Origin of the sequence: Edaphobacter sp. 4G125, assembly GCF_014274685.1 — a bacterium.
Taxonomy (GTDB): domain Bacteria; phylum Acidobacteriota; class Terriglobia; order Terriglobales; family Acidobacteriaceae; genus Edaphobacter.
The window spans coordinates 456,268-479,417 of the sequence record NZ_CP060393.1 but is presented as its reverse complement, the minus strand read 5'-3'; the positions used below and the strand labels follow the sequence as shown (position 1 = coordinate 479,417).

The 23,150-nt window shown below is 57.1% G+C and carries 15 protein-coding genes; 7 read left to right on the top strand and 8 right to left on the bottom strand.

Going from position 1 to position 23,150, the window contains the following annotated elements:
- Positions 1–48: 48 nt before the first annotated feature.
- Positions 49–1,326, bottom strand: coding sequence for a class I SAM-dependent rRNA methyltransferase (locus H7846_RS02010; protein ID WP_186694845.1), 1,278 nt, complete (start codon positions 1,324–1,326; stop codon positions 49–51).
- Positions 1,327–1,400: 74 nt separating this feature from the next.
- Here H7846_RS02010 and H7846_RS02005 point away from each other — a divergent pair, with 74 nt between their 5' ends.
- A complete protein-coding gene (locus H7846_RS02005; RefSeq protein WP_186694844.1) occupies positions 1,401–2,591 on the top strand; it encodes a BaiN/RdsA family NAD(P)/FAD-dependent oxidoreductase in 1,191 nt (396 codons plus the stop codon).
- Here the strand turns inward: H7846_RS02005 and H7846_RS02000 are convergent, their stop codons facing one another.
- The 3 genes from H7846_RS02000 to H7846_RS01990 all read right to left on the bottom strand — a co-directional run bounded on the left by H7846_RS02000 (position 2,592) and on the right by H7846_RS01990 (position 9,504).
- Complete coding sequence (locus tag H7846_RS02000; protein ID WP_255460790.1) at positions 2,592–6,959, bottom strand: choice-of-anchor D domain-containing protein; 4,368 nt, start codon at positions 6,957–6,959, stop codon at positions 2,592–2,594.
- 211 nt (positions 6,960–7,170) lie between these two features.
- Positions 7,171–8,535 (bottom strand): nucleotide sugar dehydrogenase, encoded by a 1,365-nt coding sequence (locus H7846_RS01995; protein ID WP_304487889.1) that lies wholly within the window; start codon positions 8,533–8,535, stop codon positions 7,171–7,173.
- A 21-nt stretch (positions 8,536–8,556) separates the two neighbouring features.
- Complete coding sequence (locus H7846_RS01990) at positions 8,557–9,504, bottom strand: SDR family oxidoreductase (RefSeq protein WP_186694842.1); 948 nt, start codon at positions 9,502–9,504, stop codon at positions 8,557–8,559.
- A gap of 384 nt (positions 9,505–9,888) precedes the next feature.
- Here H7846_RS01990 and hpnI point away from each other — a divergent pair, with 384 nt between their 5' ends.
- A complete protein-coding gene (hpnI, locus tag H7846_RS01985) occupies positions 9,889–11,100 on the top strand; it encodes a bacteriohopanetetrol glucosamine biosynthesis glycosyltransferase HpnI (protein WP_186694841.1) in 1,212 nt (403 codons plus the stop codon).
- 117 nt (positions 11,101–11,217) lie between these two features.
- Positions 11,218–12,990, top strand: coding sequence for a glycosyltransferase family 39 protein (locus tag H7846_RS01980; RefSeq protein WP_186694835.1), 1,773 nt, complete (start codon positions 11,218–11,220; stop codon positions 12,988–12,990).
- Positions 12,991–13,193: 203 nt separating this feature from the next.
- Here the strand turns inward: H7846_RS01980 and H7846_RS01975 are convergent, their stop codons facing one another.
- Positions 13,194–13,694: a heme-degrading domain-containing protein gene (locus tag H7846_RS01975; RefSeq protein ID WP_186694833.1), complete on the bottom strand. Its 501-nt coding sequence runs from the start codon at positions 13,692–13,694 to the stop codon at positions 13,194–13,196.
- A 172-nt stretch (positions 13,695–13,866) separates the two neighbouring features.
- On the opposite strand from H7846_RS01975, the gene H7846_RS01970 reads away from it, so the two are divergent.
- The 3 genes from H7846_RS01970 to H7846_RS01960 are packed head-to-tail and all read left to right on the top strand — an operon-like array spanning position 13,867 to position 17,108.
- Positions 13,867–15,933: a M3 family metallopeptidase gene (locus tag H7846_RS01970; protein WP_186694831.1), complete on the top strand. Its 2,067-nt coding sequence runs from the start codon at positions 13,867–13,869 to the stop codon at positions 15,931–15,933.
- Positions 15,934–15,949: 16 nt separating this feature from the next.
- Positions 15,950–16,735 (top strand): HipA family kinase, encoded by a 786-nt coding sequence (locus H7846_RS01965; RefSeq protein ID WP_186694829.1) that lies wholly within the window; start codon positions 15,950–15,952, stop codon positions 16,733–16,735.
- Positions 16,719–17,108, top strand: coding sequence for a DUF3037 domain-containing protein (locus tag H7846_RS01960; protein ID WP_255460789.1), 390 nt, complete (start codon positions 16,719–16,721; stop codon positions 17,106–17,108). Before H7846_RS01965 ends, H7846_RS01960 begins: the two co-directional genes overlap by 17 nt.
- Positions 17,109–17,517: 409 nt before the next feature.
- On the opposite strand, the gene H7846_RS01955 is transcribed toward H7846_RS01960, so the two are convergent.
- From H7846_RS01955 to H7846_RS01945, 3 genes are all read right to left on the bottom strand, one after another.
- On the bottom strand, positions 17,518–19,164 hold the full coding sequence (locus H7846_RS01955) for a VWA domain-containing protein (RefSeq protein WP_255460788.1): 1,647 nt from the start codon (positions 19,162–19,164) through the stop codon (positions 17,518–17,520).
- A 161-nt stretch (positions 19,165–19,325) separates the two neighbouring features.
- Positions 19,326–20,573 carry an ABC transporter permease gene (locus H7846_RS01950; RefSeq protein ID WP_186694825.1) on the bottom strand — a complete coding sequence of 416 codons (1,248 nt, stop codon included), beginning with the start codon at positions 20,571–20,573 and terminating at the stop codon, positions 19,326–19,328.
- 10 nt (positions 20,574–20,583) lie between these two features.
- Positions 20,584–21,807 (bottom strand): ABC transporter permease, encoded by a 1,224-nt coding sequence (locus tag H7846_RS01945; RefSeq protein ID WP_186694823.1) that lies wholly within the window; start codon positions 21,805–21,807, stop codon positions 20,584–20,586.
- 204 nt (positions 21,808–22,011) lie between these two features.
- On the opposite strand from H7846_RS01945, the gene H7846_RS01940 reads away from it, so the two are divergent.
- Complete coding sequence (locus tag H7846_RS01940) at positions 22,012–23,148, top strand: phosphatidylinositol-specific phospholipase C1-like protein (protein ID WP_186694821.1); 1,137 nt, start codon at positions 22,012–22,014, stop codon at positions 23,146–23,148.
- Positions 23,149–23,150 lie beyond the last annotated feature (2 nt).

Sequence of the window (23,150 nt, the reverse complement as noted above, 5' to 3'; positions counted from 1 at the left end):
GAGTAGATCATCCATCCAAGCTTGCCCAACCTCCGTAGCCAGTAAGAATCAACTAACCCGGCAGATGATGCACTTCAGATATGCTGTCTCAGGCAACGTAACAATCTCTGGATGATCGGGCGCCGCCCCTCGTACCTCCAGCACCTGGACTCGCCGCCGTGCATCCGAAGCCGCTGCCGCGACGACTCCCAGAAACTCTTCGCGTCCGACGTGATGTGAGCACGAACACGTAACAAGCGTTCCGCCTGACTGCAGCATCTTCATCGCGCGAAGGTTCATCTCCTTATATCCGCGCAGCGCCCCATCCACGGCTCGTTTAGACTTTGCGAAGGCCGGGGGGTCGAGCACGATCGTGTCGAACCGCTGCCCGGTTGCATCATATTCGCGCAAAAGCTCGAATGCATCGGCCTCGATCCAATCGACCGTTGCATGTAGACCTGAATTGAGCGCGAGATTGCGATCGGCAACTTCAAGCGCCGCACGGCTCACATCCACTCCAGTAACACGCTCACAGTTTCGTGCCAGGTGCAGCGCAAATCCTCCCTGATAAGTGCAGACATCCAGCGCCACTCCATGCGCATGCTCGGCGGCAGCAGCGTAGTTTACGCGTTGATCAAGGAATGCTCCGGTCTTCTGTCCGGCAGAAGCATCATAGTGGAAGCGCATTCCATTCATCGTAAAGATCGTCACAGGCTCTGCCGCTGTACCTCCGTAGAGTGGTTCTGCAGGTGGCAGCGCAAGTTCTTCCAGCTCGCGAATCTTCGGATCAGGCCGCTCGACAATCATCTTCACGGCAGCACCAAGATCTTCTCGGAGAGTTTCGCCTAGTACAGCACGAAGATCCGCCTGGGCCGTTCCCTGGGTGAGAAGCTGCACGATCACAAGATCGTTGTAACGGTCCACAATGATGCCCGGCAATCCGTCGGCCTCGGCAAAGATCAGCCGGTGGGAGTTATTTGTAGCCGATTCAGGAGCAATCTCTTTGCGCAGGGCAAGCGCTGCCTTAATTCTGCTGTGTACATCGCGGAGATATGCCTCGCGGCCAAGCTGTGGCTCTGTACTCACCATGCGGACCGCAATCTGCGAGGCTGAACTATATAAACCTGATCCAAGCGGAATACCACGGCCATCGGCCACGGTCACCAGAGATCCGGCAGCAGGTTCTTCCGCTCCTTGCGGCGGCACAAGCGCAGTGACATCTGACCGGTAGACCCAGAGATGTCCGGCACGCAGTCGGTCTGAGGCTCTTCGGTTAATGACAACTGCTGGGCCATGCTCCTGCGTCGCCAGTATCTGAGGGGTCCGTTCTTGTTTCTCTTTCGCCATCCATTGTTATGGTCGCACATCGCTGAGGGGCACAGGGAGAAGCCCGGATTGATAGCATCAAGATTGAGGAATCTGTGGAAACAGTTGATGTCTTGGTTATAGGCGCAGGCGCAGCGGGATTGATGTGCGCCATCGAAGCAGGTCGTCGAGGAAGACGTTCTTTCGTGCTCGATCATGCCGACCGCATCGGCAAAAAGATCCTCATCTCGGGCGGAGGACGCTGCAACTTCACCAATCTGCATTGCCGCGCCGAAAGCTTTCTCTCGGCAAATCCGCACTTCGCCAAGTCAGCGCTGGCGCGGTTTACTCCGGCAGACATGATCCAACTGGTCGAAAAACACAACATCCGTTACCACGAAAAGACGCTGGGACAGCTCTTCTGCGATCAGTCTGCGCAACAGATTGTGAATATGTTGGAACGAGAGTGCCGCGATGCGAACGTACGCATTCTGACCAGCGCAAAGATCAACAGGCTCACAAAAACGACAGAGACAACGGGCTATCGCTTTACCCTCGAAACATCGTTCGGAAATATCAGTACGAAGTCTGTCGTCATCGCCACCGGCGGCCTCTCCATCCCAAAGATGGGCGCCACCGACTTTGGATACAGGATCGCCGAGCAGTTTGGAATTCGCGTGGCTTCCTGTCGTCCTGCGCTGGTGCCGCTTGTCTTCAATCCTGAAGACCACCACCGCTGGTGTGACCTCAGCGGAGTCTCCACGGAAGTCATCACGTCTGCTGTCGGAATAAAGCGCCCTGTGAGGTTTCGCGAGAAGATGCTCATCACACATCGAGGACTTAGCGGCCCCGCGATCTTGCAAGCCTCTTCGTACTGGCAACCAGGACAACCCATCGAGATCAATCTTGCGCCAGAGGCTCGTGTCATCGCTCCTCTCATCGCGCAGAGTGCAAAGCGTGACTCCACCTCTGCCCTCACGGCACTACGCTCCGTATGGCCGGCAAGATTTGCAGAGCGATGGCTTGCAACGCATCCTCCGAAGGGCTGGACCAATCCTGCGCTCGAGCACTTTGAAAACGAACTGCACACATGGCACATCACCCCTGCTGAAACCGAAGGTTATGCAAAGGCCGAGGTTACAGCGGGTGGCGTCGATACTGCTGAGCTGGATGCCAAGACAATGGAAAGCCGTAAGATTCCCGGCCTCTATTTCATCGGCGAGGTCGTCGATGTCACCGGATGGCTGGGAGGTTACAACTTCCAGTGGGCCTGGGCCTCGGGAGCGAGCGCTGGCCGCGCCGTATGATCACTGCACAACCAGCGTCAGATTCACTGTCCGGGTAAGCCCTGCGCTTGTGGCCGTTACAACAAGATTGTAGGTTCCCGACGGCGTAATCGCGTTGTTCCCACTGCCAGAACCTGGTCCTCCAGATGGAGGAATCAATCGGCCACCTCCGCACCCACCTGCCATAAGAACCGCGCTGAGCAAGGCCATCGCCTTCCATCGCCTGCGACTGAACGGAACTAGGCCAACAGGCAACAGCAGCGCAAACCATAAATATCGACGTGCATGAGTCTTCTGGCTCAGATTCACGACTCCTGTCTGCACTGTGACCGATACCGTCGTCGCATTGCCATCCAACGAGAGACTCGCAGGCGTGATATTACAGGTAGAGTTCACCGGCGCCCCGGAACAGCTAAGGTTCACCTTTAGGCCTGCCGCAGTAGGTCCCGAGGTAAAGAGCAGCGGAAAGACGGCACTCTGCCCGCTCGAAATCGCCACCGAAGGCGACCCATTGATCGCAATCGCAAAGTCGACACCCACGCCGGTCAGCGGCAACGTCTGCGGAGAGTTGGTAGCATTATCGGCAATAACCAAAGTTCCCGGCCGCACTCCTCCTGCTGTAGGACGGAAGGCGATCTGCATCGTGCAGGCTGCACCCACGGCAAGTGAGTCGCCACAACGATTACTGTCCGGCACAACCGTAAAATCGCCGCTCAGCGCAATGGTCGAGATTGCAAGCGGAACTCCGCCGTTATTGGTCAGTGTCACCATCTGGGGTGAAGAGGATATTCCGACACCTGTCGCAGGAAAGTTCATGCCAAAGAGTGGCGAAAGCGAAACTCCCGGTGGAGCTACGGCCGTGCCACTAAGCGTGACGCTCTGCGCACGGTACTGGTCCGAGATGGTGAGGGATCCCGCCGCTGCCCCGAGAACTGTGGGCTGAAAGATCACACCAATCGAGCAGCTCGCATGACCAGCCAACGAGTTGCCGCATGAGTTTACGGCAATGAAGTCTCCGGTCGTCTGCGCAGTAATCAACTTCAGCGCTGTATCGCCTGCATTCGTCAGGATCACACGCTGTACCGAGCTCGAGGTGCCCAACGGTTGCGCAGCAAACGAGAGCGCCATGGGCGCAATCGTATCGGTTGCAGGAAGAGTCCCGCTTCCATTCAGCGAAGACGTAAGGGCAGCACCATCGCCCGTAATGCTGAAGCTGCCCGCGCGCACTCCCGAACTCGCCGGCGTGAAGGTGATCCCAACTGTGCATCCACTGCTGCTCTTCAAGATTGCACCGCAAGTATTCGCCGAGATGTGGAAGTCGCCAGTCACTAAAGGCGCACCTATATTGACATCCGCAGTACCAGTATTCGACAAGGTCAGGTTCTGCGCCGGGCTGGTTGCATTGACATCCACTGAACCAAAGCTGAGGAACAGCGGAGTCAGAACGATATTTCCTCCCGATATCCCCTTGCCACTCAACGGCACTGTGGCTTGTCCGCCCGCGACGTTAGCGTAGACCGTCAGAGTCGCCGTGCGATCTCCCGCTGCCGCCGGGCCAAAGCGCACCTGCAGCGTGCAGCTCTGTCCTACAGCAACACTGCTCCCAATGCAGTTGTCCGTTTCGAAAAACTCTGCCTGTGGCCCCAGTGGAAGCTGCGCCAGGCTGACCGTGACCTGACTGATATTCAACGGAGCATTCCCCGTGTTCGTAACCGCCACACTCTGCACCGCACTCGCTGTGCCGATCGCCTGATCCGTGAAAACCAGCGCAGCAGGACTCACCGAGATCGCCGCCTGCGCAGGCAGCGTAGCCGTCAACAGCGGAATCTGCCAGATACCGCGCCCATAAGTGGCAACTCGCAGTTCGCCCGTGCGGCCATCACCAGTCGCCATGGCCTGCGCCGCAGCAAGCTGCATCACCGGAGCATTGGGCAGTCCTGTTCCATATGCCGTCCAACAATCGCTCGTCCCGCATGTGGAGACCTGCGTCGTTGCATAGACGCCGGTGTCCATCGCCACATAGACCGTGTTGGCATCATTTGGATCGACCACAATGCTGTTGGCTGGAGCATCGGGAAGATTCCTGCTGATGTTCGTCCAATGCGCTCCTGCATCCTGCGAGAGATACACATGCGGCACCCCGAATCCGCGGATCGTCACATAGACCGTGTTCCCTGTAACATCGTGCGGATCGACTGCAACGGAGGAGACATCGTAGCCTTTTGGATTGAAGGAATTCCCCGCAGCGTTTATAACCGGCGAAGCCGTAACATCACTCCACGGATTCGTGCCGGTTGTTCTCTCCGCTGCCTGTGTCACGAAGAGATGACCCGCAGCGCTCCCCCCCCCTAAACCATTCCCGGCCATTCCGGCATAGATCACCTGCGAGCCGGAGCTTTGCGCATTCGCTGCGTTGCTCGATGGCCCACCCGCCGCTAGCGACCGTATCAGAGCATTCGTTGTTGCACAGGCGCTCCCCTGCGAACCGGCAAACATCGCGCTGATTGCATTACTTGTGGCCCACAGATTGGCATCTTCGGCAGGACCACGCCACACACGGCAGGTTCCCACAATCAAATTCGTGGTCAGTGCCGGATCGAGCAACCACGGCGTATGGATCAGCGAAGCATCCATCGCCGTCTGTCCATACCCGATCGTCGGATCCCCTGCGAAGTCCGTCGATGTGCATGCGCTTCCCTTTGTACATCGGCGGATGCTGACTCCTGCCTTTGTCGTGATGTACCAGAGCTCCGGATTCGCAGGATCGATTGCGACCATGCCGCCTTCGCCTGCCCCAAGCTGCGGCCACACGTCAAAGCCCGTGGTGGAAGCGGATGTCGTCGCCGCAGTGCCGTTGGCTCCCATCCCCGCCAGCACAATCGAAGGATCTGACGGATGCTCCGCCACACTCTCCACCTCAGCCAGCGAACCCAGCCCACCATTCAGGTTCTCGAAGTGCACGGCATCATCTGGCGAACACGGCTGCCCCTGCTGGTTCACTCCATCGTTCGAACGCCACAGCCCGCCATCGTTGCCCAACAACAGTACGGACGTGCTACCAGTAGCTCGTACCGCGATCGCATGTTGTGCCGGAGCCACCTTCGCTGGAGCGCCACATCCGTTCAACGCATTCGTCGTATTGCGCATTACAGCGCAGCCCGAACTCAGTGAGCAACGGTAAAGGTCTACCGCTCCGGCAAAGATTAATGTGTCACTTCCTGTGGCCACAGCAGCAAGCGAAAGATTGTAATCACCCTGCTGGATGCAATCGTTTGATGCACTCGAGGTGCAGGCCGACTCCAGCGAACTGCCTCCGATGCGCCAGCCAAAGCTGACCGGCCCGGCGCAGTCCGTACCATTGCTGGAGCAGGCATCGCGCCACAAACCCTGATCATGATTTCCTGAGCTGACCGTCAGTGCGTACATATCGCCGCTCACCGGATCCACTGCAAGCACGCCACGAAAGATCGGACAGTTTGAGCTTCCAACCAGATTCGGGTTCACCGGACATGCGCTCGTCGTTAGTCCAACTCCCGGCTGCTGTACCAGCCGCGTCCATGTCACACCATCGGCAGACTCGTAGTACCCGTGAAAACGCACAGCAGCATAGAAACGCTTTCTCACAGGATTCCACACCACCGATGTCGCCGCATTGCCCCCGGATGTAATCCCACCCGTCGGTAAAGGTTGCTGCACGACCTGCGATCCATCCTTAATCGTGCTCATATGCCAGGTCACGCCTGCATCGGTGGAGTAATACAACCCCATGATGCTCTGTGACGGGTCCACCGAGCCAACGAGCATCCCCTCCCCAGACTGCGAGAGCGCCGCGACCACCGTATTCGATGAAGTCGTACTCCACGCTAATCCGGCAAAGGCGAGTCCTTTAAAGAAGTAGTTCTGGTACGGAACATCCTGCGACCCACTGACCAGCGTCCAGATCAATCCTCCATCCGTCGAACGCAACAGACCCTGACCATAAAACGAGTCCACTGCATCATTCGGATCGCCCGTCCCCGCCAGCACCAGAGAACCCTGCACACTCAAAGCCCCAATGCTCAGCGAAGGGATCGCCGCATTCCCCGCGTTCGGACGAAAGACAGGCAACGTATCCGTTAGCGGAGTAAACGTCACCGCCGAAGCTGGCCCCGCCGCATTCGTCGACTTCCATACGCCTCCGCCCGTGGTGCCCAGGTACACCGTATTTCCAGTTGCATCCGCTGGATCGATGGCAATCGCCGTAATCCGCCCTGTGACTTTTCCATAGGTTGTGCTCATTACCTGAGCTGGGCCCAGTGGCTGCCACGGAGCATCGAAGCGCGTCTGCGCTACACCATGCGTCAAAAAACCGAGCAGCATCCACAGCGCAATTGCGACCACACGACACACGTTGAGCTGTAAGCTTCTCCTCGATCCCATAGCGTGCTAAAAACTCGGTGCAGACACCCTGTTTCCGATGCTGCAAGCCAGCACACGAGGAGTCAACGCAGAAGAGGAAAAAGAAAGCGGAGTCGTTCCAGAAAAGGATAAGAGAACTCTCATCTTTCTCGAGAGTTCTCTATCAATATCGTTTAAAACACAGGTCGGCCGAGGGGCTGTGTTAGCAGCGCACGATCTTCGGTGAGTCGATGGCCCGCGTGGCATTCCTGGAATCTACGACCAGCTTCGCCTGGCCCACAATCTCACCATAGTTGTAGAGCGAGTGGTCGGTAAGAATCAGTACGCAATCGAAGCGATCGAGATTCTCCAGCGGAGTCGAATGCATTTGCAGGTTGTAGTGACGGCCGCGTCCGACCTCCTCGAAGAACGGGTCGTTATAAGCCACCTCTGCTCCCGCCTTGCGAAGACTCTCGATCACCACCAGCGCCGGGGATTCGCGCAGGTCGTCTACATCGCGCTTATAGGCCACGCCGAGCACCAGCACCTTCGCGCCCTTTAAGGCTGAGCCATTGCGCTCCAATGCACGCGCCGTCGATTGCACCACGTACTCTGGCATCGCCTCATTCACTTCGCCGGCCAACTCGATGAACTTTGCCTGCACTCCAAACTGCTGAGCCTTCCAGTTCAGATAGAAGGGGTCCACCGGGATGCAGTGGCCGCCCACACCCGGTCCGGGATAAAACGCCTGGAAGCCGAAGGGCTTGGTCGCTGCTGCGTCGATGACCTCCCAGATGTCGATCCCCATCGGCTCGCAGAGCTGCTTCAGCTCGTTGACCAGCGCGATGTTCACGCAGCGGTAGATGTTTTCCAGCAGCTTGGTCATCTCCGCTGCTGCTGGCGTTGAGACCGGAACAGTCTTTTGGAAGATGCTGCCATAAAGCGCAGAAGCTGCTCTCGTTGCGCGTGCATCGACTCCGCCAATCACCTTGGGGATCTCGCGCCGCGGAGTAATCATGTTGCCCGGGTCTTCGCGTTCAGGCGAAAACGCTACCATCACGCCATCGAGGTCAGAACTTGTTTCGTTCCGCAGAACCTTCAGGCCCTTCTTGCTTCCATGCCGGTTAATCGTCTCTACGATGATCTCTTCCGTCGTACCTGGATACGTCGTGCTCTCCAGGACCACAAGCTGTCCAGCGCGCAGATGCGGAGCGATTGCCTCAATCGTCGAGACAACATAGCTCATGTCGGGCGTGTGGTCCGGATTCAGCGGCGTAGGCACACAGATCAGCACCGCATCCATTCCGGCGACCTCTGCAAAGTCTGAGGTCGCGCGAAACCCGCTGCGTTGCGCCATCTCAATATGTTCCGGTTCTATGCGATGGATATACGACTGGCCACTGTTAAGACTGGCGACCTTCGGCGAATCGATATCAAAGCCGGTGACCCGAAAGCGTTCCTCGCTGAATAACAGCGTCAGAGGGAGTCCAACATACCCGAGTCCGATGATTCCAACCCGCGCCGTGCGCCGGTCCACGCTCCCAATCCATTCTTCCAGTCCTGCTGCTGCGGATACGGCCAAGTTTATCGGCGTCACTCTCTTCTCTTCCTAACCTGCAAATTCATCGCGATACCATGCGACGGTGCGACGCAATCCTTCTTCGAAATCAATGCGCGGCACGTACCCCAAGGCAGCGGAGGCAGCTGAGATATCCGCCAGCGAATCACGAACATCCCCCTCCCGTTCGGGGCCATAAATAGGTGGATGCTTGAAGTCCAGCAAGGTTGCTAAAAGCGCATATGTTTCGTTAAGGGTGTGGCGTTGGCCACACGCGATATTGAACACGCGTCCTGCAGCAAGAGTTGCGGGAGCGTCCACCGCAAGCAGGTTCGCCTGAACCACATTCTCCACGTGGGTAAAGTCGCGACCCTGTTCGCCATCGCCAAAGACCGTGGGTCTTTCCCCACGCATCATCATCAAAATGAACCGCGCCATCACCCCGGAATAAGGCGAATCCGGAACCTGCCGCGCCCCAAAAATATTGAAATAACGCAGGCAGACCGTCTCCAGTCCATAGACCCTCCAGTAAGCCTGCATGTACAGCTCGCCCGTCAGTTTCTGCACCGCATAAGGAGAAAGCGGCTGCGGAGCCATCGTCTCCACGCGTGGAAAACCCGGCTGGTTCCCATATGCCGAGGAAGATGCCGCATAGATCACGCGCTTCACCCCGGCCAGCCGTGCGCCTTCCAACACGTTAAAAGTGCCTTCGATGTTTGTCCGATGGCTCGGGCGCGGCTCCTTGACGCTTCGCGGGACGCTGGGCAGGGCGCCTTCGTGCATCACGTAATCGATCCCCTCACATGCACTCTGCACCGCATCGGCATCGGCCAAATCGACCGCGCGCACCTCAATCCGGTCCCACACCGGTTCGAGATTCTTTTTAAGCCCTGTTTCGAAGTTATCGAGTACTCTGACCTGGTCTCCACGCGCAACCAGCGCATGGACCAGGTGCGAACCGATAAAACCTGCGCCACCAGTAATGAGATAGTTTGCCAAGCCTTAAGAATATCAGTCCGGCGACAGAGCAATGCTAATCAACGCATATCCAACGGCTTAAGACCGATCGACATCGATTCACCGATCCGCTGCCAATACGCGCATCGCTTCCGAAGCGCCTCCTCTCTTTGTCAAGACTCCAAGCCAGTTATCACCCTAAAAACAAGCCACTTAGTCGATGCAGATTCCCCCGCCCCACCCGCTACAATTAAATCAGTAGGTTAAAACAATCTTCGGGACTCGGCCCTCCCCCTTCTGCTGAATCCTAAGTACCAACCTAACTTTCCTGTTTGGAATACTTTGCACAAAAAGGACGGGGAGGGGACCGGCACGATCTCATGCGGATCACGGTTCCAGAGGCCGAACCGGTAGACTGGAAAAGATATGCTGGCAAACTGCATCATGGGCCTTACTGCACTGCTGGCGCTGGCTGGCGTGGTTTACATGACGCTGGTCCTTTGGAGCGCACGCGATTTTCATCGCACCTGCTGCGGCCGGAAAAGGGCAGAAGAGTTTGCTCCCGAAGTATCGATTCTGAAGCCGGTCAAGGGTATTGACCAGCATATGTATGACGGTTTCGTGAGCCACTGCCGCCAGCAGTATGCCGGCCGATATGAGATTGTGTTCGGCGTCTCCTCGCTCTCAGATCCTGCCGTGCCCGAAATCGAACGGCTCAGAAATGAATTTCCTGAGGTCGCAATTCGGCTGGTGGAGTGCACACGCCGCCTCGGAACCAGCGGCAAAGTCAGCAACCTGGTCCAGATGCTCGAAGAAGCCCGGTACGAGCATATCGTCATCAACGACAGCGATATCCTCGTCTCCCCACATTACCTGACACGGATCATGAGCTGTTTCGCAGGCTCTACAGGAAAAGAAGACGCGAAGGTTGGATTGGTGACGGCACCGTATATCGGTCGTACCCCGCAGAAACATGCCGGACTGTGGTCGCGCCTCGAGGCTCTGGGAATCTCGACGGACTTCTTCGCCGGAGTACTCACCGCGCGTAAGCTCGAGAAAGGTATCCGCTTCGGGTTGGGCTCAACTTTGGCTACAACCAAAACTGTTTTGGCCCGGACCGGAGGGCTCGAGTCGCTTGTCGAGTACCTTGCCGACGACTACGAGATGGGAGTGCGGATCGCCAAGGCAGGCTACAAGGTGGAGTTGGCTGACGAGGTGGTGGAGACCTCCGTCCCGGCCTACAGTCTGCGCGGCTTCGTAGACCATCAGCTCCGCTGGTCGCGCTCCACACGCGATTCCCGCAAGCTGGGCTATGTCGGATTGGGAATTACCTTCTGTCTCCCCTGGGCAGTTGCCACCTGCATCGCCAGCGGCTTTGCTTTGTGGAGTTTTACTCTCCTGAGCCTGACTCTGCTGGCTCGCGTGGCCGTGGCGCTTTCTGTGGGGGTCGGCATCCTTCGCGACGAACAGGTTCTACGAGACTTCTGGCTCCTTCCTCTGCGCGATTTCTTCGCCTTCGGCTTCTGGCTGTGGAGCTTTGCAGGAGATACGGTGGTGTGGCGTGGAGAGCAGTTTCACCTTCGCGACGGCCGCCTGAGCAGGGTGACGACGCTGGCGGATGTCGAAGCCGGACAATAAATATCCCGTCTTTTCAAGCAGAAAAAATTCTCAAGCAAATCATCCCCGGTTTGCTGCGTCTAACAACCAAATAGAACGTTGCTCGACTGATTCTCCCCGTCTTTGGAGCATGTTGCTGTGGGTTTCACCGTAGTCTTCGATCCCCCTAGACAGTCTTCCGCTGTACGTCGTGCGTTGGATACTTTTGCGGAGTTTGCTAACCATCGACCGGCAATTCTCTTTGCGATCTTCTCCGCTGCGTACTTTCTCGTGGTGAGCGCGTTATCGCACAACAAGGTGCTCTGGCTGGACGAGCTGATTACGCTGCACATTGCGCAGCTCGGCAGTGCAAAGGCCATCTGGAATGCGCTCGCGCATGCAGCAGACCCAAACCCTCCGCTGACGCATCTTGCAGTGCTGGCGTCATTGCGCCTCTTCGGTGATTATGAGTTCGCATTGCGATTACCGGCAATCCTGGGATATTGGATCGGCCTGCTCTCGCTCTTCATCTTTCTCAGGCGGCACATTCCCACGGTATGGGCGCTGGCAGGAGTTCTACTTTCCATGTCGAATGCCGCCTTCGATTACAGCTATGAGAGCCGCTCCTACGGCATCTTCTACGGTCTCGCGATGCTCGCGGTGCTTTGCTGGAGCGTCACAATCGACCCATATATCTCGCAACCCCGGCGCCGGTTCGTGCTTTTAGGCATGACAGCTGCGCTCGCTGCTGGCATCTGCACAAACTATTTTGCTGTACTCGCCTTCTTTCCGATCGCAGGAGGAGAGTTGGTTCGTACGTTCCGTCTTTCTGGCTCGCGGCCGAGGATTGATGTTCGCATCTGGACAGCACTGGCAGTTGCGGCAACTCCTCTGCTTGTATTTCGAGGGCTGATTCAACGCTCGATTGAACAGTTTGCTCCGCACGCGTGGAACAAGGTCTCCTTCGATCAGGTCGCGGATTCTTACCTCGAGATGGTTGAGGTCATCCTGATCCCTGTCGTTGTGTTGATAGCGCTTGTCGCATTGGTCTGGATGCTCTCCCGGATGTGCTCTCATTGCCGGGGACGGTTGCGTCCGCGATGGCTTGCGAATCTTGCCGACGAGCACGTGTATTGTTCCGGGCTGTTACTTCCACTGCATGAAGCAGTCGCGGTGCTGTTGCTCATGCTGTACCCGTTTCTTGGATACCTTGTCGCATCAATTCATGGAGGGATGCTTTCGCCCAGATTTGTAATTCCGGTTTGCTTCGGATTTGCTATCAGCGGTGCGATTGCCGGCTACCATCTCTTTGGACATCTTCGCTACGCAGGCATGATTGCTTTCGGGCTGTGCGCCGCAGTCTTTTTGGGGCGAGTCTTCTTTGTGGGATGGAGTTATCACGAGCAGAAGCAGTGCTTCTACCAGGTGCTGAACAGTCTTCCTGGGGCTGCTGGAGATAAGCCGATCGCAGTGGCCGATCCTCTGATGGCCTTACCGCTGGCGCACTATGCTCCTCCCGCGATTGCGTCACGGATGGTCTTTCCAGTGGATTTTCCAGCGATCCGTTTTTTTCGCGGAGAAGATTCTCCGGAGGAGAATCTGTGGGCAGGACGGAACCTGTACCATCTCTCGATCGTTCCGCTGGCCGACTTCCAGAAAAACGTTGCAGATTACCTGATTCTCGCCAGCGATGGAAACTGGTTGGTGCGCGATCTGTGGAATCACCGTTATCCTGTGCGTCGTCTGCCGGTCGCATTTCCAGCAAAGGCCATTGGGGGATTTACTCCACTCGATCACGGAGATCCTGCATTGTTTGTCGCTGCGGGAGATCGGTCAAGCCAGAACCGCCTACATTCTCTACCCATCCCCTTTCACGTCCCAGCCAACCTTCCTGGTGCGCCGGCCCTCAAGCCGAGCGATACATTGCGATAAATTACAGCAACGGAAAAGGCCGCAGCCCTCATCGTGAAAGCCACGGCCCAATCTGGACGGTTATTGCTCCTCAACCGAACTCCGGCTGGGAGCGTTCTGCGGTTACGAGGACGGTTCGGTTCTCTGCAATCCTCGTTTCCTGCTCTGAACCTTTAGATGCCACGAAGCGTGCTGGCGATAGCCCGCAGAGGATTGCATAGAGATCAGGGCAGCCGCAACGGCTCAGGATCACGCTCAAGAAAACGCGCCAGCGCCTCGACAACCAGGTTGTGATCCTCGCGCTGCGGAAGTCCGGAAACCGTGACCGCACCGATGATACCGGCGTTGATCACGTGCAGAGGAAAGCTGCCACCGTGTGCGGCATAGTCGGCTTCATCCAGAGCGTACTTCTCGCGGATGCTTGTATTGCTCTGCGCAAGATATAGCCCCAGCTGGTACGAACTGCGATGGAACCGCGCGACAACATTGGCCTTACGCTGTACCCATCGGGCGTTATCGGGCGTAGTGCCTGCAAGCGCAGCATAGAAGAGCGGCTGAATTGGTTGACCAAAACGGCGGATATCGATCACCAGGGAGTGTTTGCGGGCAACTGCAAGATCACGTAACAGAGTACCCAGACGCCAGGCGTCATCATGGTCGAAACGGGGGAGGCGCAGCTCGGTTTCCTGATGGACGACACGAGCGAGGTCTGCGGATGAGGCCATAAAAAGATCCTTATCATCGAGGAAGAGTTTTTGTGGCGTCGTCTTTACTTCGCCCGGTACAACTTTATCTTTATTCCCCAGGGTTTGTCTTATCCTTCTGTTTCCGCGATTTGTCTTATTCTTTTATCTTCAGGGCTTTCTTTATTTAGCTTGTCCTCTTTGGGAGGTTTCGATGACGCTTGTACAAAGGCTGTCCATGCGCGCTGTTTGTGGCGCTGCGCTGCTTGCCGGATCTGTAACAGGAATGGCCCAGAATTCGTTGCACGTATGGGAGAGCGGAACTACTCCCGCCACACTCGAGACGTGGGTCAATGCCCGTCTTGCTACAGTCAAGGCCGATATCGACGAGCTGACGGCCATCAAAGGCGATCACACGATTGCCAATACCCTGCGGCTCTACGACGATGCGCAGAATGAGCTGGCGCTGGCAGGCAATGAGGCTTACCTGATGTATTCCGTCGGTGATTCGGCTCCACTGCGCGATAAGGGGCAGGAGCTTGTCTCCAAGGTCTCCTCTGCCGCCACCGATCTCAGCCTGAATCAGGCGGTATATCGTGCTCTGGCAGCAATTCCTGCTCCCGCAAATGATCCGGCAGCGAAACATTACCTGGAACACACTCTGCTCGAGTATCGTCTTGCCGGGGTCGACAAGGACGATGCGACCCGCGCGAAGATTCGTCAGCTACAGGACAAGATCACTGAAGCGTCGCTTGTCTTTGGCCGCAATGTCGCGGATGGCAGGCTCGACGTAAAGGCCACCAAATCCGAACTGAAAGGATTGCCGGAAGACTACATTGCCCGTCACAAGCCCGCCGCCGATGGGACCTATACCTTGACGACGGACTCTCCCGACAGCACGCCGGTGCTGAACTTTGCGGCAGATGCTGGTCTGCGCAGGAGAATGTATCTTGCCTATAACGAGCGGGCGTATCCGAAGAATGTTGCCGTGCTGAAGAGTGTGCTCGAGGCGCGTCAGGAGCTGGCCACCACTCTCGGGTACAAGACCTTTGCCGACCTCGCGATGGCCGACCAGATGATGGGCTCGGCCAGCAACCTGCGGAAGTTCCTGCAGGACGTCGACGATGCTTCGCGGGAAGCAGCCGACAAAGAATTCAACCTTCTGCAAGCCTATGCGAAGCAGCAGGAACCCGGACTGACGGGCATTCCGTCTTCCGATGCGAACTACTGGTCTGAGCAGTATCGTCGCGCCAAGTATGACTTCGATGCGCAGAGCGTGCGGCCTTATTTTCCTTATGCTGAAGTGCAGGCAGGCATCCTGAAGACCGCCGCTGCTCTCTTCCATGTGGAGTTCCGCGCAGTTCCCAATGCGAAGACGTGGGACCCGTCGGTTTCGACCTACGATGTCTTCGATAACACCGCGTCGAAGAAGAAGCTCGGTCGAATTTACCTCGACATGCATCCACGCGATGGAAAGGACAAGTGGTTTTCGAGCGCGCCGGTGGTCCCTGGGATTCGTGGGCGACAGCTTCCTGAGGGAGCGTTGATCTGCAACTTCTCGGGCGGCGTGCCCGGGGATCCGGGCCTGATGGAGTACAGCGAAGTAGTGACGTTCTTCCACGAGTTCGGACACCTGATGCACCACATCCTCGGAGGTCAGGGTGAGTGGTCCAACGCGGGCGGCTTCAACGTCGAGGGCGACTTCGTCGAGGCGCCGTCGCAGATGCTCGAAGAGATGTTCCGCGACCGCGGCATTCTGCAGAGCTTCGCGAAACACTACAAAACCGGTGAGACGATTCCAACAGCGTTGATCGATAAGATGGACGCCGCTGGGGCCTACGGACGGGGACGCTGGATGCAGTCGCAGTTGTTCTACTCCACGTACTCGCTGCAGGTACATGATCGCGCTCCAGAGCAAGTCAATTTCGATGCTCTGTTGCGTGAAGACTCGGAACGGTTTTCGCACTTCAGCTTTGTCGATGGCAACCGGATGTATGCCAGCTTTACGCATTTGACAGGCTACTCGTCGAACTACTACACCTATGTGCTCGACAAGGTGATTGCGGTTGACTTCTTTTCGCAGTTCGATAAGTCGAACCTGCTGGGCGGCCCAACGGCGATGCGTTATCGCCGGACCGTGCTCGAACCCGGAGCGACCAAGCCGGCCGCGGAGCTGGTGAAGGACTTTCTGGGGCGACCGCAGAACCTTACTGCACTCAAGCAGTGGATCAACGAGGAGTTTGCTGCGAAAACAAACATCGGAGTTTCCAAAGGGCAATAGTCGCTACACTGGAATCATGCAGCTCCGAACCATCAGGGCCACCCAATATGTCACCGCACTGCGCGAAGGAGGAAGTCTCCCGGCGATTGTGGCTGGTGACGATCTTGGGTTGTACGTGCTCAAATTTCGCGGCGCGGGCCAGGGTCCGCTGGCGCTGGTGGCGGAGCTTGTGGCCGGTGAGATGGGTCGCGAGCTGGGACTCAATGTTCCTGAACTGGTCTTTGTTGAGGTCGACTCCGCATTGGGCCGCAATGAGCCTGACGAAGAGATTCGTGACCTGCTGAAGGCCAGTGTCGGGCTGAATCTTGCGCTCGACTATCTGCCGGGTTCAACGATGTTCGACCGGGCAGCAGGTGATGTGGCGGATGCGGAGACAGCCTCGATGGCGGTGTGGTTCGACGCGTTTGTGATGAACGTCGACCGTACTCCGCGCAATGCGAACCTGCTGTGCTGGCATCGCGAGCTTTACTTCATCGATCATGGCGCTGCAATCTACGTGCATCACGACTGGGAGACGATGTTGGAGCGCGCAGAATCTCCCTTCCGGCAGATCAAGGACCATATTCTTCTGCCCTGGGCCAGCCGCCTTGCAGAGGCAGACGAGCGGGCGCATCTGATATTGACTCAGGAGAAGATCGAGCAGATTCTCGAACAGGTCCCTGATAAGTGGCTGTTGCGCGAAGGCGAAGGCCTGAGCGCTGCAACGAAGCGCAAGGTGTACTGCGATTTCTTTCTGCGGAGATTGAGGGCTTCCGCGATCTTTCGAGAGGAGGCCAGCCGTGCCCGTGCCCAGCTCGTTTGATTACGCCGTAGTGCGCGTTGTCCCTCGCGTCGAACGCGGAGAGTTTATCAACGCCGGTGTCATTGTCTTCTGCCTCGAACGCAGATTCCTTGAAGCCCGGATCGTTGTGGACGAGGCGCGGCTCAGGGCGCTGTGGCCGCACCTCGATCTCGATCTGGTGCGACGGCACCTGGAGGCGATCCCGAAGATCGCGGCAGGCGATGCCTCGGCAGGACCGATCGCCCAGCTTCCTCAGCGCGACCGGTTTCACTGGCTGGTCTCGCCGCGCAGCACCATCATTCAGGTCTCGCCGGTTCACACTGGCTTGTGCGAAGAAGGCCCGGAGAGCGCGATGGACGAACTGGTGGAGCGGTTACTGGCTGAGAGGGGATAGTCCCCCCTCCCCTAGCTTTTTGCGCAAAGTATTCCATTCAGGTTAGTTAAGCTCGTACTTCGGCATGTTGGTCGTTTCATTTTGTTGCCGTAAAAACGAAGACCCGGCTTTGCCGGATCTTTTGTGTGCTGATTTAAGTTTAGCAATGCGGGCGGGGGAGTTCTGCAATTCGGAAGTGATTTGGTTTGTGCCGTTTAGAGTGGTTTTAGACTTGACACAAATTAATGCGGGGATTTCTCCACTCCGCGATTGCCTAACGGTGATCGCTTCGGTCGAAATGACACTGTGGACGGGAGTGTCGAGGAAGTGAGGAAAGAAAATACAGAGATTCTTCGCTCCGCTACGCTGCACTCAGGATGACGCCAGAGAGAGGGTTTCGATTAAAGAGCTATTGGTCTGGACTGACAAGCTAGTGCAATGGAGTGGCGGAGGGAGCAAGCTCAGAGTTCAGAGGCGGCAGCGGTTTCGTGAGATCGATATCGGCAGTTCCGATGCGTCCCGAATTCGTGACACGGATGACGAAGCGGATGCGCGCCGCTTTGGGGTCGTGACCAAGCACGTAATGGAGATCCAAACCGCGTTCCAAACGGCCAGTTGGAGGAACATCTGTGGTGGCTTTGGCGCGGATGACCTTGGCGTCTCTCTTTAGCGGCTTTCCTTTTTTATCGAAGGTGGAGGCTACAAGGACGACCTCGGTATGACGAGGCTCGGTATCTGTGGCGTAGGTCCAAACCAGATCTTTGGCGTTGATGTGAATGATGAAGTCATCTGGAGCGGCCGGGCTGCGACGGACATAGATGTTCGCACCATCGTAGGGCATGGTGCTGTTTGAAGCCGAGATGAGGTCATGGACCATCAGGTCGGCAGGCTTAACGGGGTTAGAGTCGTTGGGATTTGCTGCACGCGAAAGGTAGTAGCCCTCACGTGTGGTGACGGTGAGACCCGGGCGATCGACCGTAACCTTGATGCGACGAAACTTCTGTGGGTCGGTGGAATCGTTGGTAGGCCGGTAGGTGAGGGTATAGAAGCTGGCTCCATCGCGGATGGCGGTTCCGATTTCGGCATCGACGTCATTCCGGCCGTAGAGGGCGTGGCCACCGGTCGCGGTGGCAAGCTTGGCGAACTGATAGTTGCCGCCAAAGGGGTCGGTAAGCTCGGCGTCGGAGCCATAAGCTTGCTGGTCGAACTTAAGACCGGCGGGATCAATGGTGTAAAGAGTAATACGGGCATCACGCAGCACGTTCACGCAATTCTGTACGGCGTTATCGACGCGCTGCGCTGTATCGAGAGGATAGTTGGCCATGTTCAGGTTGGGGAAGCCGCGGCCGATCCAGATCATGCTCTTGTGACCGGGATGACCGATGACCGCCTGGGCCACACGGCGCAGCGTAATAAAGGCTGTGGCATATCGCTCGGCGAGCCAGGCATGCTGATGCACCTGCCAGGGATAGGCCGCGAAGTGATGATTGAGAGCTGAGATGATTTCGTCTTTATTTTGTGTGTAATCGTGCAGCACGGTGAAGTGTTGCAGGTCGACAGCGATGAGCATGGTTGGTGTCGTGAGTTTGCCAGGCTGACGCTCCAGGAACTTTTTGAGCGAGTAGCGAGCAAAGGCCATGTCCTCAAAGCGGGTATTGAACTCATCGAGCAGAATGATATCGACCGGAGCGTTGGGGGCCAGGGCATCGAGCTCGGTAGTGGAGTTGATGTTGAGCCCAGGTGTGGTCGTGTGAGCGCCTGCCGGATCAAAGTTGAGGACTGTTTGGGGCTCGCCCGATTCTGTGACATGGAAGTCGTCGCGTTTGAGGTCGGTGATGATATTGCCCTTGCGATCGGTGACCACCATATCGAGGATCACAATGCGGGCTGTGCGGGTGATGGTGTAGGTGCCGTTATCGTCACGCGTAGCTTCTGTGCCGCTTTGTGCCGGCTGTTGAAAAGTGGATTGGGCCTGTGGAGGATTCTGCGCGGCAGTTGTAGGCGCCGCTTGTTGAGCCAAACCAAGCGGGGCGATCAAAAATGAGAGAAGCACAGCCGCAGGCAAAACATTTGTCACGATCCTGGCCCCCTTAACATGCTTCTGGATAAACCCAGGTGGGTGGAAGCAAGTTTCGATCCGGGAGGGGATATTTTTCTGGAGTTTAATACCTGAAAGGGGACGACTTTATCATCGATGCGAACCGAATCGATCCATGTGATGTCCCTTTCCGGGGAGACTTACTCATATCGAAGCGCGTCGATGGGGTTCAGGTTTGCAGCCTTCCAGGCCGGGTAAATTCCGAAGACCAGCCCAATCGTGCACGAGCAGATGAAGGCAGCGCCGATCCAGAGCGGCGACAAAGCAGCGGGGAAGAAAAAGTGCACCGCAAAGGCGACGGCGCTGCCACCCAGCACGCCAATGATGCCTCCGACCGCGCACAGTGTCATCGCCTCCAGGGTGAACTGGGTCATAATCATCGGTTTAGTGGCACCAATGGCCTTGCGGACCCCGATCTCGCGGGTGCGCTCGGTCACAGAGACGAGCATGATGTTCATCACTCCCACGCCACCGACCATAAGACCCACTGCCGAGAGTGACAACATCAGGCCGAATAGCCCGAAAGTAATCTGATCCCAGAGGCGCGTCAGCGAGTCGGTACCGAAGATTGCGAAGTTATCCGGGGCATCGTTCTTCACCTTGCGGCGACGACGAAGCAACTCCTCCAACTCGTCCTGCACTGCCGCCTTGTTCTTCTGATCGTCAAACTTGAGGCTGATCCAGTAGTCCAGTACCTCAGGATGAATCTTGTGGAAGGTCGTGACTGGAAAGTACGCCTTGTTATCCTCCGGATTTTTGCCTCCGCCGAAAGCCTGCGGCTGCTTATCCATGACACCAACTACGGTGAAGACCGAACCGGCGATCGTGACCTCCTGGCCAATGGGATCGACCGTGTCGAAAAGTCCTTCCGCCGTATCGTTACCGAGCACAACGACATTGGACGCCCGTTCGACATCAGTATCGGTAAAGAATCGGCCTTCTTTCATGTTGAGGTCGTAGACGTCCTTGACGCTCGCGGTATCGCCTTCAAGCGTGGTGCCCTCAAACTTTTTGGTTCCCCACTTTACGGCCACGGTCCCCTGAATACCGCGGTTGTCGCGGTATTGCAAACCGGGGGTGACGGCCACAACATGCGGCAGATCGCGCATCGCCATGGCGTCATCGTAAGTGAGCTGCTTGCGTGTCAGCATCTCGGTCGTCGGCCGCACGCCGATGACCGGAAAACGGAAGACCCACATCACGTTGGTCCCGAGAGATTCGACCAGGTTGGAGACGTTCGAATTGAGGCCATTAATGACCGACGAGATGATGATGACGGTCATGACGCCGATCACGATGCCAAGAATCGTCAGGCCGCTGCGCAGCTTGTTGGCCCGGAGGGTATCCAGCGCCATGGTGACTGTCTCTTTTGTATCGGCGATCCGCATGATTTATCCCTTACTCTGCCCTTAACGCCACAATGGGGTCGAGCATTGCAGCCTTCCGCGCTGGATAGACGCCGAAGAAGACTCCCGTGCCCGCGGCCATCACTAGACCGGCAAGCACGCTCCATAGCGCGATGGTTGACGGAAAGCCGGCCACGATCGTAATCACCTCGGCCACGATGATGCCGCCCATGACGCCGAAGATGCCGCCGACAAAGGCCATCGTTCCCGATTCGATCAAAAACTGCAACATGATGTCCTTCGGCCGCGCACCAAGCGCCTTTCGGATTCCGATCTCGCGCGTGCGCTCGGTCACAGAGACCAGCATGATGTTCATGATGACGATGCCACCGACGATCAAAGCGATCAGCGCGATGCCGCCCGCGACCGCTCCAAATGAACTGGCAATCATGCTGAAAAAGCCCACCAGCGTATTGTTGGTGTCCAGCTCGAAGGAGTCGGGCGTTCCCGGGCCATCGTGACGCTTGGCCCGCACCAAGACCCGCACCTCATCGGCGGCCGTCTCGAGCACTGAACCTGCCGCTCCTGCTTTTACATAGATCGTAAGGGTTTTCATCGTTCCATAGTTTTTCTGGAACGAGGTGAGCGGCACAGCAACCCAGTTGTCCTGGCTCGCCCCGAAGGTACTCCCTTGCTTTTCGCTAATGCCAATGACCGTATAGGGAACGCCATCGACGCGCAGCTCCTGGCCTATCGGATCGATGCCCGCAAAGAGGTGGTCCTGAATATCGGTTCCAATGACGGCCACGCGAGAGGCATGCTCTTCGTCGGCCTCGGTGAAGCCGCGTCCCTGCACGATATTCAGGTTCTGCAGCGATGGCATCTGCCAGGTATACCCGCGGATGGTGGTATCGGTCGTCGACTGCGTCCCTCGCACAATCTTTCCCGTGACCGCCTGCTGCGCTCCAATGCCAACGCAATGTTTGCAGTTCTCAGCGACGTACTTGTAATCGTCGAAGAGGATGTTCTTGCGCTTCTGGAACCGCTGATACTCTTCCGCGCTGGTGATGATCTGCGGCATTTTGGACACCGTGAAGACATCGGCGCCATAGTTGGAAAGCTTGGTGGTAACAAAGGTGTTCGCGCCGTTGACCAGCGTAACAACGGCGATCACGCTGGACACTCCGATCACAACGCCGAGGAGCGTCAGGATGGAACGCAGCTTATTGGACCACAGGGATTGCAGAGCAATCTTGACGGCTTCCTTGAATTCCATGGCGTTTCCGTATGCGCTAAAACCGGACTAATGGGCAGGTTTGAGAGTATCAGCCCATCGCCCTCAAAGCGAGGTCTTCCATCCCATAAGCCGGGGAAAATTGACGAAATGCGGCCTTCCAGCCGTCCGGTGCTTGTCGCCTTGATATGGTTGAAGAACCGGTCTTTTCTTCATCTCCATTCTTCTTCCATCGAGGCTTGACCCATGTTGCGTTTTCTCTCAGCGGGATTGTTGGCAGCTGTATCCTTTGCGTCTTTTACATCCTGGGCGCAGACACAAAGCGCGCAGGATAAGCTGATTCACCTGAATCAGATCCAGGTGATTGGCACGCACAACAGCTACAACCTGGGTTTCGCCCCCAGCGAGGCGAAGTATTTTGAACAGCACTACCCCAAGGTTTACCACGGGGTGGAGTATCACCATCAGACACTGACCCGACAGCTCGATGCCGGTGTGCGCCAGCTTGAACTGGACATTGTGCAGGATCCCGCAGGAGGACGTTTTGCGCATCCGAAGATTGTCGAGCTGACAAAGGAGGCCGGACTGCCCGCCGATCCAGACTTCGACCCGAACCATGAATGGATCCGGCCGGGATTCAAGGTGCTGCACCTGGGCGACCTGAATCAGCGGAGCGCCTGCATCCTGTTCACCTCATGTCTGAAGGAGATTCGCGCATGGTCGAAGGCGCATCGGGGGCACGTGCCGATTTTTCTGCTGATCGAGGACAAGCAGGGCAGATTGAGCCCCTTGCCCGGTGCAGTCACGGCCGAACCCTGGATCACTGCGACCTGGAATGCGATGGACGCGGAGATTCGCTCGGTGTTCAAGGAAAACGAGATTATTACCCCGGATAAGGTGCGCGGTAACGCGGCGACGTTGGAAGAAGCCGTGTTGGCAGGTAAATGGCCAACCCTGGCCAACGCTCGGGGCAAGGTGGTGTTTCTGCTCTACAACCGTAAGTCGGCTCCGGCATATCTTGAAGGCCACGCGATGATGAAGGGCCGCGTGCTGTTTGTGAATGGAAGACCGGGAGAGCCGGAGGCAGGCTTTGTCGAGCAGGACCAGGGCAAGGCCGACGAGATCTCTGCGCTGGTGAAGAAAGGCTATCTGGTGCGGACGCGCGCAGACTTCAACACCGACCAAGGAAGGACCAATGACACCACTCGCAAGGACGAGACGCTCAGAAGCGGAGCCCAGATGGTCAGTACGGACTTTCCTGTCAGCGAGCCCGCACCGTGGACGGGATATACGGTGGGTCTGCCGAATGGCCTTGCAGCGCGATGCAATCCGATCAACGCGCCAGCCGGATGCCGGGACGAGCTGATCGAAAAGAAAAAGTAATC

What these genes read in the sequence shown, in the direction of transcription:
- H7846_RS02010 (WP_186694845.1), bottom strand. Translation starts at nt 1,326, where the DNA reads ATGGCGAAAGAGAAACAAGAACGGACCCCTCAGATACTGGCGACGCAG.
- hpnI (WP_186694841.1), top strand. Translation starts at nt 9,889, where the DNA reads ATGCTGGCAAACTGCATCATGGGCCTTACTGCACTGCTGGCGCTGGCT.
- H7846_RS01975 (WP_186694833.1), bottom strand. Translation starts at nt 13,694, where the DNA reads ATGGCCTCATCCGCAGACCTCGCTCGTGTCGTCCATCAGGAAACCGAG.
- H7846_RS01970 (WP_186694831.1), top strand. Translation starts at nt 13,867, where the DNA reads ATGACGCTTGTACAAAGGCTGTCCATGCGCGCTGTTTGTGGCGCTGCG.
- H7846_RS01965 (WP_186694829.1), top strand. Translation starts at nt 15,950, where the DNA reads ATGCAGCTCCGAACCATCAGGGCCACCCAATATGTCACCGCACTGCGC.
- H7846_RS01950 (WP_186694825.1), bottom strand. Translation starts at nt 20,573, where the DNA reads ATGCGGATCGCCGATACAAAAGAGACAGTCACCATGGCGCTGGATACC.
- H7846_RS01945 (WP_186694823.1), bottom strand. Translation starts at nt 21,807, where the DNA reads ATGGAATTCAAGGAAGCCGTCAAGATTGCTCTGCAATCCCTGTGGTCC.
- H7846_RS01940 (WP_186694821.1), top strand. Translation starts at nt 22,012, where the DNA reads ATGTTGCGTTTTCTCTCAGCGGGATTGTTGGCAGCTGTATCCTTTGCG.